The organism is Chitinimonas taiwanensis DSM 18899, from assembly GCF_900119825.1.
GTDB classification, from domain to species: Bacteria; Pseudomonadota; Gammaproteobacteria; order Burkholderiales; family Chitinimonadaceae; genus Chitinimonas; species Chitinimonas taiwanensis.
The window spans coordinates 26,522-38,999 of the sequence record NZ_FPKR01000007.1 but is presented as its reverse complement, the minus strand read 5'-3'; the positions used below and the strand labels follow the sequence as shown (position 1 = coordinate 38,999).

13 protein-coding genes are annotated in these 12,478 nt (G+C 65.9%); 9 read left to right on the top strand and 4 right to left on the bottom strand.

The genetic code is table 11. The annotated features are described in order from the left end of the window. Nucleotides 1-10: 10 nt before the first annotated feature. The 3 genes from dnaQ to ispF are packed head-to-tail and all read left to right on the top strand — an operon-like array spanning nucleotide 11 to nucleotide 1,982. On the top strand, nucleotides 11-748 hold the full coding sequence (dnaQ, locus tag BT173_RS09755) for a DNA polymerase III subunit epsilon (protein ID WP_072428468.1): 738 nt from the start codon (nucleotides 11-13) through the stop codon (nucleotides 746-748). Next, nucleotides 745-1,482, top strand: a complete 738-nt coding sequence (gene ispD / locus BT173_RS09750; protein ID WP_072428467.1) for a 2-C-methyl-D-erythritol 4-phosphate cytidylyltransferase — start codon at nucleotides 745-747, stop codon at nucleotides 1,480-1,482. Before dnaQ ends, ispD begins: the two co-directional genes overlap by 4 nt. A 20-nt stretch (nucleotides 1,483-1,502) precedes the next feature. After that, nucleotides 1,503-1,982: a 2-C-methyl-D-erythritol 2,4-cyclodiphosphate synthase gene (gene ispF / locus BT173_RS09745; RefSeq protein WP_072428466.1), complete on the top strand. Its 480-nt coding sequence runs from the start codon at nucleotides 1,503-1,505 to the stop codon at nucleotides 1,980-1,982. Between the two features lie 77 nt (nucleotides 1,983-2,059). Here the strand turns inward: ispF and BT173_RS09740 are convergent, their stop codons facing one another. Further along, nucleotides 2,060-2,977 (bottom strand): choice-of-anchor L family PEP-CTERM protein, encoded by a 918-nt coding sequence (locus tag BT173_RS09740; protein ID WP_072428465.1) that lies wholly within the window; start codon nucleotides 2,975-2,977, stop codon nucleotides 2,060-2,062. A gap of 318 nt (nucleotides 2,978-3,295) precedes the next feature. Here BT173_RS09740 and BT173_RS09735 point away from each other — a divergent pair, with 318 nt between their 5' ends. Beyond that, nucleotides 3,296-4,219 carry a DMT family transporter gene (locus BT173_RS09735; RefSeq protein WP_072428464.1) on the top strand — a complete coding sequence of 308 codons (924 nt, stop codon included), beginning with the start codon at nucleotides 3,296-3,298 and terminating at the stop codon, nucleotides 4,217-4,219. Here the strand turns inward: BT173_RS09735 and BT173_RS09730 are convergent. After that, complete coding sequence (locus tag BT173_RS09730) at nucleotides 4,209-5,804, bottom strand: EAL domain-containing protein (RefSeq protein WP_072428463.1); 1,596 nt, start codon at nucleotides 5,802-5,804, stop codon at nucleotides 4,209-4,211. The two genes, BT173_RS09735 and BT173_RS09730, sit on opposite strands and share 11 nt — an antisense overlap. A 247-nt stretch (nucleotides 5,805-6,051) precedes the next feature. Here BT173_RS09730 and BT173_RS09725 point away from each other — a divergent pair, with 247 nt between their 5' ends. From BT173_RS09725 to BT173_RS09710, 4 genes are all read left to right on the top strand, one after another. Beyond that, entirely contained in the window at nucleotides 6,052-6,900 is an 849-nt protein-coding gene (locus tag BT173_RS09725; RefSeq protein ID WP_072428462.1) for a sulfurtransferase, read from the top strand. 34 nt (nucleotides 6,901-6,934) lie between these two features. Further along, entirely contained in the window at nucleotides 6,935-7,225 is a 291-nt protein-coding gene (locus BT173_RS09720; RefSeq protein ID WP_072428461.1) for a hypothetical protein, read from the top strand. A 197-nt stretch (nucleotides 7,226-7,422) separates the two neighbouring features. Then, nucleotides 7,423-8,745 (top strand): ammonium transporter, encoded by a 1,323-nt coding sequence (locus BT173_RS09715; RefSeq protein WP_072428460.1) that lies wholly within the window; start codon nucleotides 7,423-7,425, stop codon nucleotides 8,743-8,745. A gap of 125 nt (nucleotides 8,746-8,870) precedes the next feature. After that, nucleotides 8,871-9,173, top strand: a complete 303-nt coding sequence (locus BT173_RS09710; protein ID WP_072428459.1) for a hypothetical protein — start codon at nucleotides 8,871-8,873, stop codon at nucleotides 9,171-9,173. Here BT173_RS09710 and BT173_RS09705 read toward each other — a convergent pair. Then, the gene (locus tag BT173_RS09705) at nucleotides 9,170-10,093 is read right to left on the bottom strand and encodes a 2-hydroxyacid dehydrogenase (protein ID WP_072428458.1); all 924 of its coding nucleotides are present in this window, start codon (nucleotides 10,091-10,093) and stop codon (nucleotides 9,170-9,172) included. The two genes, BT173_RS09710 and BT173_RS09705, sit on opposite strands and share 4 nt — an antisense overlap. Nucleotides 10,094-10,122: 29 nt before the next feature. Further along, entirely contained in the window at nucleotides 10,123-11,019 is an 897-nt protein-coding gene (locus BT173_RS09700; protein ID WP_072428457.1) for a DMT family transporter, read from the bottom strand. A 115-nt stretch (nucleotides 11,020-11,134) separates the two neighbouring features. On the opposite strand from BT173_RS09700, the gene BT173_RS09695 reads away from it, so the two are divergent. Next, nucleotides 11,135-12,430 (top strand): phthiocerol/phthiodiolone dimycocerosyl transferase family protein, encoded by a 1,296-nt coding sequence (locus BT173_RS09695; RefSeq protein ID WP_072428456.1) that lies wholly within the window; start codon nucleotides 11,135-11,137, stop codon nucleotides 12,428-12,430. The last annotated feature ends 48 nt before the right edge of the window (nucleotides 12,431-12,478 follow it).

Here is a 12,478-nt window from a genome sequence, read left to right as displayed (position 1 = left end):
CGAAAGCCCTATGCGTCAAATCATTCTCGATACCGAAACCACCGGCCTGCGCGTCGAAGATGGCAACCGCATCCTGGAAATCGCTGCGGTGGAAATGGTCAACCGCAAGCTGTCCAAGCCCGACCGCCATCTGCATCGCTTCATCAACCCGGAGCGCGACTCGGAAGAAGGCGCGCTGAATGTACACGGCCTGTCGACCGAGTTCCTGGCCGACAAGCCCAAGTTCGCCGAGATCGTGGACGACTTTCTCGACTTCGTACGCGATGCCGAGCTGATCATCCATAACGCGCCCTTCGACGTCGGCTTCCTGAATATGGAACTCGAGCGGCTGGGTCGCGGCAAGATCACCGACTATGTGAGCGGCATCATCGATACGCTCAAGGATGCCAAGGAGATGTTCCCGGGCAAGCGCAACAGCCTGGATGCGCTGTGCGACCGCTTCGATGTGGACCGCAGCGCGCGGACCCTGCACGGCGCCTTGATCGACTGCGAGCTGCTGGCCGAAGTCTATCTCTGCATGACCCGTGGTCAGGACAGCCTGCTGATCGACCTCGCGCCGGCCGAGAACGAGGCCAACGAGCAGCAGCTGAATCTGAGCCAGACCACCCAGCGCGGCCCGCTGCGTGTGCAGCGTGCGAGCGCCGAGGAGCTGAGCGAGCACGACAGCTACCTCGACACGCTGGACAAGACCGTCAAGGGTAGCTGCCTGTGGCGCACGCTGGAGCCCAAGCAGGACGCCGCGGCATGAGTCGCTTCATCGCCCTGCTGCCGGCCGCCGGCTCGGGCAGCCGCATGGCGTCCAGCACGCCCAAGCAGTACCTGCCCCTGTTGGGCGAACCGCTGATGCTGCACACGCTACGCGCGCTGGCCACGGTGGCGCAGATTGAGCAGGTGGTGGTGGTGCTGTCGCCCGAGGACGAATGGTTCGACTTGGTGGAAACCGCGCTGGCCGCCCCTGGCGACCATGCCCATCCTGGCCATGCCGCACTCGCGCAGAAATTGCGCGTACTGCGCTGTGGTGGTGCCAGTCGGGCGGAAACCGTGCGCAATGGCTTGCGCGAGCTGGCCAGCACACTGGATGCGGCGGATTGGGTGCTCGTACACGATGCCGCCCGTCCCTGCCTGCAAGCGGGCGATGTCATACGCCTGATCGACAGCCTGCAGAGCGACCCGGTCGGCGGCCTGCTGGCCGTGCCGGTGGCCGATACGCTCAAGCGCGCCGATGCGGCCGAGCGGGTAGCCACCACCGTCAGCCGCGAGCAACTCTGGCGCGCACAGACCCCGCAGATGTTTCGCCATGGCGCGCTGCTGGCGGCGCTATCCAGCTGCGCCGACAGCAACATCACTGACGAAGCAAGCGCGCTCGAAGCCCAAGGCTTGGCGCCACGCCTGATCATGGGCAGTGAGCGCAATATCAAGGTCACCTACCCGGCCGACCTCGCCCTCGCCACCCTATATTTGCAGGCCGCCACCTCGGCCTGATGCTCTCTGGAGACAAGCGCATGAACTTCCGTATTGGTCAGGGTTGGGATGTACACCGCCTGGTTGCAGGCCGACCGCTGATACTGGGCGGGGTAACGATACCGTTCGAGAAAGGCCTGCTCGGCCACTCCGACGCCGATGCGCTGCTGCACGCGATTACCGACGCGCTGCTCGGCGCCGCCGGCCTTGGCGATATCGGCCGCCACTTCCCCGATACCGACCCCGACTTCAAGGGCGCCGACAGCCGCGCCCTGCTGCGCGAGGCCTACCGGCGTGTGCAGGCCAGTGGCTGGACACTGGGCAATGTGGACGCCTCCATCCTGGTACAGGCGCCCAAGATGGCGCCGCATATCCCGGCCATGGTCGCCAACCTGGCCCTGGACCTGGACGTGGACGCGAGCCAGATCAATGTGAAGGCCAAGACCTATGAGAAGCTCGGCCCGGTTGGACAGGGCGAGAGCATTGAAGCGCAGGCGATTTGCTTGCTGCTCAAGGGCTGAAGCGCGCATACGCCGCGCGTGCTGAGACCATAAAAAAAGGCCGCAATGCGGCCTTTTTTACTGCCCTAGCTATACGCTCAGGCTTGCTTGGCACGACGACGAGCAAGCAGGCCGACCAGACCGATGCCGACCAGCAGCATGCTACCCGGCTCGGGCACATCGCAAGGCGGCTGGTTCGGGCCGCCGCAGACGCCGACATTGGTGCCGGTGCCGGCCTTCAGGCCAGACAGGAAGACGCCGCTATCGTAGATGCTGTCCGAGGTGTCGCCGATCACTACCTTCAGGGTGTGCACGGAGCGGCTCAGATCCAGATTGCCGGTGATGCCGAGGCTCAGCGACAGGCCATCGTATTCGATACCGTAGTTGCCGCTGCCCACCTGATTGTTCACGAAGTTGGCCGAGTTCACGCCGTTCACGAAGGACACCAGACTGCCGTCATTGAAGAAGGCGTAGTTGACGTCGTCGATGAAGAACATGAAGAAGTCGGTCACGCCCTGATCGGGAAACTCATCGCTGCCGAACAAAAAGCTCGAGCTGATCTGGTTGACGCCGGGATCGACGGTGAATTCGATGGTCAAGGAGTTGGCATCGCGGGTGTCGCTGGCCGGTGCGCCCTTGGCAATCAGTTCGGCGGTGGCTTGTGCATCGCCCGCCGTGCCCAGGTTGCCATCGAAGGAAGCATCGTTATTGGTCTGGGCGATATCGGCACGACCCGAGGTCAGGAAGATGCCATTGCCGATCTGCAGATTCGGACCGCCTTGGCTGGAAGTCAGGTTGAAACCGCTATAGGTGGCCGATTGCGGCGACGTCAGCTGGCCGACATAGCTGGACGACAGCACATTGATGCCGGACGATGGGGCCAGATAGGCATTGGTCAGATTGGTGGCAGCTTCGCTGGCATTCGCACCGATATTGGTATCGATGGTCAGCGCCTGGGCTGCACCGCTGATGGATAGGGCCAATAAGGCCCCAGCAACTGCAAAACGCTTATTCATATTATCAATGGCTCCGTGTGGCAGAAAATTAGCGACCGGCGCCTTACAGCAAATAGCTTGCCAGCGAATAAATACCAGACAAGTGCTTGATTTATATTGACCCAGTAAAACTTCAAATATCCTGATGTCAAATTCTCCGACAAGCGCGGATTAACCACGCAGCCTTCAGCCTTAAATAGCAAGCACAAGCCAAGGCACTTGAAAAGACGGGTTAGGCCAGATAGACACGGGTATTATTTCGCATTCCAATTTATTGAATTATCTGTATCACCCCTTACTGCTTCACGCCATTCTCTTTCCCGGATTACTCGCCAAACCATGCTGAACCGCCCCCTCGCCTATCTCTGTCTCGCTGCCAGCATGGCGCTGGTTGGCAGCTATGTTGCGCTGTCCAAGCCGCTGGTGGCGGCGCTGCCGGTGTTCCTGCTCGCCTGGCTGCGCTTTGGCATCGGCGGGCTGGCCATGCTGCACTGGCTGAGGAAGCCGGCCAGCGAGGCGCCGATGAGCGCGCAGACGCGCAAGCTGCTGTTTCTCGAATCCTTCCTCGGCAATTTCCTGTTCAGCATCTGCATGCTGTTCGGCGTCAGCCTGACCTCGGCGGTATCGGCCGGCGTGATCATGGCGGCGATTCCGGCGGTGGTGGCGCTGCTCAGCTGGTTCTTCCTGAAGGAACGCATCTCCGGTCGAGTCTGGGCGGCGGTAGCCTGCGCCGGGCTGGGCATAGGCTTGCTGGCACTGGCCAAGCCCAGCCATGCGGCCGGCAGCGCAGCTGCCGATCGGGCCTGGCTCGGTAATCTGCTGGTCTTCGGTGCGGTGATCTGCGAGGCCGCCTATGCGGTGATCGGCAAGAAGCTGACCGGCAGCATCGGCCCCAAGCGCATCACCGCCCTGATCAATCTTTGGGGCTTTGTGCTGATGACCCCGCTTGGCCTGTATTTCGCGTGGTCTTTCGACTTTGCCAGCGTGCAGGCTGGCCATTGGGTGCTGCTGCTGTTCTATTCGCTGGCAGCCAGCGTATGGACGGTGTGGCTGTGGATGACCGGCCTGAAGGGCGTGCCGGCCAGCCAGGGCGGGGTGTTCACGGTGATGCTGCCGATTTCCGCCGCGCTGGTCGGGGTGCTGGTATTGGGCGAGACCCTGAGCGGCCTACAGCTGCTGGCGTTTGCCATCGCCCTGCTCGGGGTGTTGCTGGCCACCCTGCCGGCGCGCCCGCGCGCCGAGCTGGCTGCAGCTAGACCGTAGGTATTACCTGCGCCTGCGCTACTGGCGACGGCTGCTGTTGTGCATGCCAAGCCAGCAGGGACTCGGCCGCCATCGGCTTGGCCAGATGAAAGCCCTGCAGCAATTCCGCCCCCAGCCGCCTGACCCAGAGCGCCTCTTCGGCGCTTTCCACCCCCTCCACCGTTACGCTCAGACCGAGCTCACGCGCCAGCTGGCAGGCATGGCGCAGCAGTACTTGGCGCTTGCGGTCGGTGGGCAGGGCATGGATCAGCTGACGGTCACACTTGATGCCCTCGATGGGCAGGTCGGCCAAGAGGCCAAGCGAGGAGTAGCCGGCGCCGAAATCATCCATCAACACGCCGATGCCAGCCCGCTTCAGGCTGCGCAGCGCATCGCCCATGGCGCCGGCATTGGCGATCAGCGCATGCTCGGTCAGCTCCAGTTTCAAGCGCCAGGCCTCGATCGCATACATATGCAACTGGTGCAACAGCCAGGCTTCGAAGCCAGCGTCCAGCAGGGTCTGCGGCGCGACATTCACCGTGATGCACAGGCGCGGCCCCTGCCCGCGCTGCCAGGCATGCACGTGGGCCAGCGCGCCGAGCAGCACGGTGCGGTCGGCCAGCACGGTCAGCCCAGCCAGGTCACAGGCGCGGAAGAAGCGCTCGGGATGCACGCGGCCCAGCAGCGTGTCGTCAATGCGGCTCAATACCTCAAGGCGGCGCAGTTCACCCTGGGTATCCACAATCGGTTGGAAATGTAGGCGCAGCGCCGCGCTGGACAAGAGGCGCGGCAGATGTTCGATCAGGATGGCCAGCTGCTGGCTGGCCGGCACCATGCTTTCCACCCCACCATAAGGCATGGGCAGCTTGCCGGCGGCATCGGCCTGCAGATCGCTGGGCAGGTGGCGCAGGTAATCGAGCGCCATCAGCATGCCGAACAGCACCAGGGTGATCAGCAGTGGCATGCCCTCGGTCGCCGCGGCTGGAAGCTGGCTGGGCAGGGGCAGCATATTCATCAGCAGCCAATGCAGCGGCACGATGGCCAGCGCGGCCAGGGCCTTGTCCGGCCAGCCCAGCGGCTGGAACTGCGCTTGGATCGCGCGCAAACGGGCCGAACGGTGGCGCAGAGCCAGCGAGGTGGCCAGCACGCCGGCCAGCAACAACCCGGCCAGCGCGGCCTGCCAATTGAACTGACCCAGCTGGGCACCAAAGCTGCTGACCAGCACCAGATGGCCAAGCAGCATGCCCAGTGCCAGGCCGATGGCGGCCAGCGCCACCCAGATGCTGCGCCGGGTACCTGCCAGGGCCGGCACGGTCAACCGGCAGGTAGCGACCAGGATGATCAGCGCGGCAATCGACGGCGCCAATTGCGCCGGCTGGGGCAACCGACCCGGATACATAAACATGCCGCCCGCATCCAGCGCCCAGACCATCGAGCCGATGCCCATGGCCGCACGTGAAAAGGCCACATGGCGGGCTGCCGACCCGATCACCATGGCCGAGCGCTCCACCAGGCGCTGGCAGACATGTACGACGGCCATGGCGAACAGGCCAAAACTTAGGGCCTGCAACAGGGGCGGGAAAGGCGTCAGCAGGCTGGCGGTCATGGCGTGGTGGGGGCACCCGATCAGTGTGTGCAGTCACGCCGGGCGCGTCGCCCGGGTGCAGAGCGCACCCAGGGGTAGGCGGGTGCACCGTCATATCAGCGCCGCATTATATTGATCCCTAAACGACAGGCCGATGAATTTGCCTCATCCACGCAGCGAGCGGGCCGATTACACTCAAAGCCGCGTGATTTACGCCACAAGCCCTGCCACACCGCCCCATCCCTCTTGCCAGCGAGAACGCCACACCATGTCCGCCCTGATTTCGGCCCAAGCCCTGCTGCCCCTGCTCGATCAGCCTGAGCTGCTGCTGTTTGACTGCCGCCATGACCTGAGCCAGCCCGAAGCCGGCCGCCAGGCTTATGCGCAAGGCCATCTGCCCGGCGCGCATTTCCTGCACCTGGACGAGGACCTGTCCGGCCCGAAGACTGGTCGCAACGGCCGCCACCCCTTGCCCGATGCACAGCAGCTGGCCAGCCGTCTGGCCGGCCTGGGGCTGGACACCGGCCGACGCGTGGTGGTCTACGACGCGCAAGGCGGCATGTATGCGGCACGGGCCTGGTGGTTATTGCGCTGGCTAGGCTTCAGCACAGTGCAGGTACTGGATGGCGGGCTACCGGCCTGGCTGCGTGCGGGCGGTCCACTCAGCACCCAAGTACCCAGCGCGCAGGCCAGTAGCTGGCAGCCGCAGCCGCAAGCAGCCTGGAGCGTGGATGCCGATACCGTGCTGGATAATCTGGACCGGCAGGACTTCGTGCTGATCGACGCGCGTGCGCCGGGCCGCTTTGCCGGCGAGGGCGAAACGCTGGACCCAGTGGCCGGCCACATCCCCGGCGCCCTGAACCGCTTCTTCCAGCTCAATCTGGATGTCGACGGCTGCTTCAAACCGGCCGAGCAGCTGCGCCGCGAATGGCTGGCCTTGCTGGATGGCCGCGATGTACACGACACCGTGCAACAGTGCGGCTCGGGCGTGACCGCCTGCCACAATCTGCTCGCCCTCGACCTGGCGGGCCTGCCTGGCAGCCGGCTCTATCCAGGTTCCTGGAGCGAGTGGTGCGCCGATGCAAACCGACCTGTCGCACGCGGCGCCAGCGTCTAGACTGCGGGCAGCACGACTCCCATCAAGGCAAGCCATGACTACCCCGCACCTGGACCCACTGGCCGATCTGATCGCCCGCCAGACCACGCCGGCCGAGCGCGCCGACCGCTGGGCCGGCCGCTTTCTCAAGCTGACCCTGCTGCTCCTATTTGGCGCCATCGGCCTATTCCTCGCCTTCCTGCTCGAACAGAGCGGGCTGTTCAAGGTGCCAGGGCTGGCGCTGGCCATTGACCACTGGGAATACCTGGCCTGGGGCATCGGTATCTCGCTGGGGGCCAGCCTGCTGGCCGGTATCCTGAAGATGAGTTATGAGATGACCGACTAGGCGGGCCCGCGCGCACCATGGCAGCAGTCGGCGCACGCCAGCACGCACCAAGCCGGTTCGGCAGCCCGACGCAGTGCTCGAACCAACACGAAAAACCCTGCCATTTCAATCATTTGCAACCATGCCCGCAGATGGCATAGCTCCTGCTAAACCCCTGGGCCCACGAGGGTCGATTCCAATAACAGGGGGTATTGCCGATGTTGCCTCGCCTGCCAGCGTTTGCTGCTGTGTTACTGCGTACCGGCCTTGCGCCGGTGCTTGTCTTCTCTACCGCCCAGGCCAGCGGCCCCGTCGTGGTGCCGGCCAGCCAGATCAGCGCAGGCGATACCGCCTGGTTGATGATGGCTACCGCCCTGGTACTGCTGATGACCCTGCCTGGGTTGGCCCTGTTCTATGCCGGCATGGTGCGCAAGAAGAACGTGCTGGCCACGCTGAGCCAGGCGGTCGCCATTTGCGCGCTGGTGTCGGTGCTCTGGGTGGTGGTGGGCTACAGCCTGGCGTTTACGCCCGGTTCACCCTGGCTGGGCAGCTTGGATAGATGGATGCTCGAAGGTCTCATCTACTTCAAGGAAGCCGGCCAGCTGTCGGTGCATCCGCTGATGCCTACCGTGCCCGAGTCGGTGTTCGCGCTGTTCCAGCTCACCTTCGCCATCATCACCCCAGCGCTGATCTGCGGCGCCTTTGCCGAGCGCATGCGCTTCTCCGCCCTGCTCTGTTTCATGACCCTGTGGTCGCTGCTCGTCTATGCGCCGGTCGCCCACTGGGTATGGGAGCCGGGTGGCTGGTTGGCCGGCATGGGCGCACTCGACTTCGCCGGCGGCACCGTCGTGCATATCAATGCTGGGGCAGCCGGCCTGATGGCGGCCTATATGCTCGGGCGGCGCCAGGGCTGGGGCCAGGAAGCCTTCATTCCCCACAATCTGGGCCTGACCATGGTCGGCGCGGCACTGCTCTGGGTGGGCTGGTTCGGCTTCAATGCCGGTTCGGCCGGTGCGGCCGATGGTCGGGCCGGCATGGCCCTGCTGGTCACCCACCTGGCCGCCGCCACCGGCGCGCTGGGCTGGATGCTGGCCGAGTGGCTGGTGCGCGGCCGACCGTCCATGCTGGGCCTGTGCTCGGGCGCTGTGGCAGGCCTGGTCGCCATCACGCCGGCCTCCGGCTTCGTGGCAGTCAATGGCGCGCTGCTGATCGGCCTTGCCGCAGGCGTAGCCTGCTACTGGGGTGCCACCGGCCTCAAGCGCCTGCTGGGCGCCGATGATTCGCTGGATGTATGGGGCGTGCATGGCATAGGCGGTCTGGTCGGCGCGCTGCTGACCGGCGTGTTCGCGCGCAAGGAAATCGGTGGCGTAACGGCGGACCTTGCCACCCAGGCCATCGCCGCGGGCGCGGTGTTTGCCTACAGCCTGCTGGCCAGCGCCATCATCCTCAAGCTGGTCGACCTGATCGTCGGCCTGCGCGTACCGGAGGACGAGGAGCTACTCGGCCTCGACCTGTCCCAGCATGGCGAGCGGCTGGATTGAACAGAGGTGGGCAATGCGCCGCGGCAGCCCGCGGCGCCGGATCTTAGCGCCGGCACACGCTCATCCTGCCCCACCCGGTGGGGCAAACCGATCGCGACCGGTGCCAGTCAAGCGAGGTGCACACGATGACGCACAATGAACTGCTGGCCCTGGCGGCCCATCTGCACGTGATGATACGGCGCAAGATAGGCCGCATCACCGACCCCGAATGGATGGTCAGTAATCCAGACTATGCGCGCGAGATCATCCGCCTCGCGCGCGGCGACAGCTCGGCCGAGCTGGCCGAGGCGGTCAACCGCTTCGAGCAGGCCCTGTTCAGCCAGCCCAAGACGATGGCGCACAAGCCACTGCTCGAGCAGATCAAGGAAAACCTGGCCCGCCCCGCCGCGGCGGATGCCAGCAGCCGCTACATCGGGCATTTGCGTTAGTAAGCGCGCGCTCGATCGACCAGACCCTGGGGGCGCTGGCCCGCCAGCAGCGCGCGCAGATTAGCCGCCACCTGTAGGGCCGACGGTGCCGGCAAGGTCATCGCGGCCACATGCGGCGTGATATGCAGGCGCGGCGTCTGCCAGGCAGGGTGCTCGGCCGGCAGCGGCTCCTCGGGAAACACATCCAGCTGGGCACCGCCCAGTGCACCGCTGCGCAGGCCGGCCAGCAGCGCGTCCAGGTCCAGCTGCTCGCCGCGCCCGGCATTGATCACGATGGCGCCCGATGGCAGCAGCTGCAGGCGGCGCGCATCCAGCAGGCCGCGCGTGGCCGGGGTGTTCGGCAAGATCATCACCAGCGCATCGGTTTCGCCTAGCAGCGTATCCAGTGCCGCCTCGCCGTGCAGACAGCGCACACCGGGCAGTGCCTTAGCGCTGCGACTCCAACCACTGACGCGGTAGCCAGCCGCCGCGAGGCCCAGCGCGACCTGACCACCGATCGCTCCCAAGCCCAGCACGCTGACGCGCAGCTCGCTCGCATCGCGCTGTGCCAGCACCTGCCAGCTGCCCTGGGTTTGCAGCGCACGGTATTCATCCATGCGGCGCTGGAAACGCAGCAGGCCGAACTGCACATACTCGAGCATCTGGCGCGCCATACCGGCATCGCTGAGGCGGATCAGGGCGACCGCCGGATCTAGATCAGGCCGCGCCAGGAAACGATCGACGCCGGCACCCAGCGCAAACACTGCCTCCAGACGGGGAAAGCGCGCGAACAGGCCCTCGGGCGGGCGCCAGGTGGCGAGAAAGCGCACCTGGTCCGTATCAACCTCGCTCGGTGCCGCCAGCACCGGCATCTCAGGCAAGGCTGCCTGCAGCAAGGCCTGCCAGTGGTCGCCCTGCTCGGGCACATGGATATAGAGCATGCGAGTCTCCGCTTTGCAGATTGGGAAGCTTAACGCGCCAGGATCAGCGCCGTACCCAGCACCGTCAGCAAGGCGCCCAACCAGGCACCAGCGGCTGGCGGGCGACCCAAGCGCCACCACAGCAGCGGCAGCACCAGCACCGGCGACACCGAAGACAGGATGGCCACCATGCCGGCATTGCCATGTTCCAGCGCCACCAGCACCAGGGTCATGCCCAGGCCAACCGCGATCAGGCCATTGGTGGCCGTCTGGCGCAGCACGGTGGCGGTCAGCGGGTGGTGAGCCTGAGCCGCGCGCACCCCCGCCAGCAGGAGCAAGGCATGCAAGAGAAAGCCGGTGCTGATGCGCACGGCCGCGGCCGCGACCGGATCGACGCCGCTGGCCATGGCCGGCTTGGCCACCAGGGTGCCGCCGGCCTGGCATAGCGCGGCCAGGAGCGCGAGCGCCACGCCCAAGCGTACATCGCCACGATCGGCTTCCCACTCATGGGTTTCCTCGGCGCGGCGCCCCAGGAAGACCGCCGTCATCACCCCGGCCACCGTCAACACAGCTCCCAGTAGGGCCTGCCCTCCCAGGGTTTCGGCAAACAAGACAAAGCCGAGTAAAGGGGTGAGCACCGCATGGCTGGCAAACAGCACGCCGGTACGGCGCGGGCCGAGTCGGTTCATGGCGGCGAACAGCGCCGTATCGCCGATAAAGATGCCGATCAGGCCGCTGAGCGCCATCGCGCCGATCAGGCCGGGCGTCAGGCTCTGCCAGCCACCCGCCAGCACGGTGAACAGCCACAGCGCGCTGGCCACGATGGCCAGGCGCCAGCGATTAAAGGCCAGCGAACCCAGGTGGCGGGCCGGGCCAACCGCCAGTACCGAACCGAGGGCCCAGCAGGCTGCCGCCGCCAGGGCGAGCAGATCATAGGAAAGCAGCATAGGGCGCCATCTCGGGCCGGGAGAAGCGCGCGAGTGTAACAGCGCGGCGCGATATATAACGCTTGTCGGCAGCGTGTTCTCTCGAACATGATTTCGGTCTTGATCGGAGCCCGCCATGACCCTGCCCCGCCCGCTCGACCCCGCCGAAAGCCTGTTCTGGATGCTCGATCAGGTGTCGTCGATGAATTTCGCCGTGTATGCCGACAGCCGCACACCGCTGCAGGAAGACGCCTTGCGCGCGGCCCTGCAGCGCGTGCAGGCCGCCCACCCGCTGCTGCGGGTTGCCATTGCGCGCGATGCCGCGCAGGCGCTGCACTTTCTGCCCCAGGCCGGCGACCTTGAGCTGGACTGCGTGCTGCCCGAGGACGACGGCCGTCAGGATCTGGCTGATGCGATCGTGCAACCCTTTGCACTGGCTGCGGCACCCCTGCTACGTGCACGCTGGCAGCGCTGGGATGATGGGCGCTGGCGACTGGCGCTGATCTTTCAGCACAGCATTGCCGATGGGCGCTCGGCCTTCGCCCTGCTGTGGGAAGTGCTGCAGCTGGCAGGGCAGCCCGCCCTGTCTATCGAGACGCGCAGCGCCTTACCACCCCTACATGCCGGTTTTCCGCCGCAATGGCGCGGCGCGGCTGGCGAAGCTGCTCTCACAGCGCTCAAAGCCGCACGCAAGGCCGAGTTTGCGCCGCTCGGCAAACCGCAGGACCAGCCCGGCTACGATGCACGGCCAGGCCTGGCCATGCTGCCGCGCAGCCAACGCATCGAGCTGGACGCGGCGCATACCACGCGGCTGGCGGCGCGTGCCCGTGCTGCCGCTACCTCGGTGCATGGCGTGGTCGGCGCGGCCCAGCTGCGCGCACTGGCAGGCCGCTTTGGGCCACAGGCGGCGCCCACGCTGGCGCTGACCAGCCCGGTCGATCTGCGCGCACATTGCACGCCGCCCCTGCCCGACCATACGCCGGCCTTTGCCGTCAGCCTGCTCAGCAGCCGTCTGCAGCTGCCGCCGCATGAGGACCTGTGGTCGCTCGGGCGCCTGCTCAGCACCGATATCCAGCACTGTCTGCACCGTGGAGACGGTCATCTGTTCTTCCAGCTGATGCCGGGCCCACCACGCCTGCCGGCCTCCGACGCAGGCATTGCCCAGTTTGCGCACATACTGGCCGCCAGCCCGCAGCACAGCCTGCTCAGCAATGTCGGCCGCCTGACACCACCGAGCAATCTGCCGCTGGCGCTGGATGAAGCCGGCTTCGCACTCTTCCCCATGCCCGGCCAGCCGCTGTTCAGCGCCGTGGCCACCCTGCACGGGCAGCTGGGCATCAACGTCAACTACGACGCAGCACGCTGGGATGCGACAGCGATTAGTGCCGTGCTGGCCGATATGCGCAGTCTGCTGGCAGACGCCGCCCGATAGCGCCGGGCCACGCTGGGCGGCAGCCAGCAGCCGCTGGTCGCCTGGATC

Coding starts and splice junctions, on each gene's coding strand:
- BT173_RS09710 (WP_072428459.1), top strand. CDS start 8,871: ATGACGCACAATGAACTGCTGGCCCTGGCGGCCCATCTGCACGTGATG.
- ispF (WP_072428466.1), top strand. CDS start 1,503: ATGAACTTCCGTATTGGTCAGGGTTGGGATGTACACCGCCTGGTTGCA.
- BT173_RS09725 (WP_072428462.1), top strand. CDS start 6,052: ATGTCCGCCCTGATTTCGGCCCAAGCCCTGCTGCCCCTGCTCGATCAG.
- BT173_RS09715 (WP_072428460.1), top strand. CDS start 7,423: ATGTTGCCTCGCCTGCCAGCGTTTGCTGCTGTGTTACTGCGTACCGGC.
- BT173_RS09730 (WP_072428463.1), bottom strand. CDS start 5,804: ATGACCGCCAGCCTGCTGACGCCTTTCCCGCCCCTGTTGCAGGCCCTA.
- BT173_RS09705 (WP_072428458.1), bottom strand. CDS start 10,093: ATGCTCTATATCCATGTGCCCGAGCAGGGCGACCACTGGCAGGCCTTG.
- dnaQ (WP_072428468.1), top strand. CDS start 11: ATGCGTCAAATCATTCTCGATACCGAAACCACCGGCCTGCGCGTCGAA.
- BT173_RS09695 (WP_072428456.1), top strand. CDS start 11,135: ATGACCCTGCCCCGCCCGCTCGACCCCGCCGAAAGCCTGTTCTGGATG.
- ispD (WP_072428467.1), top strand. CDS start 745: ATGAGTCGCTTCATCGCCCTGCTGCCGGCCGCCGGCTCGGGCAGCCGC.
- BT173_RS09700 (WP_072428457.1), bottom strand. CDS start 11,019: ATGCTGCTTTCCTATGATCTGCTCGCCCTGGCGGCGGCAGCCTGCTGG.
- BT173_RS09735 (WP_072428464.1), top strand. CDS start 3,296: ATGCTGAACCGCCCCCTCGCCTATCTCTGTCTCGCTGCCAGCATGGCG.
- BT173_RS09720 (WP_072428461.1), top strand. CDS start 6,935: ATGACTACCCCGCACCTGGACCCACTGGCCGATCTGATCGCCCGCCAG.
- BT173_RS09740 (WP_072428465.1), bottom strand. CDS start 2,977: ATGAATAAGCGTTTTGCAGTTGCTGGGGCCTTATTGGCCCTATCCATC.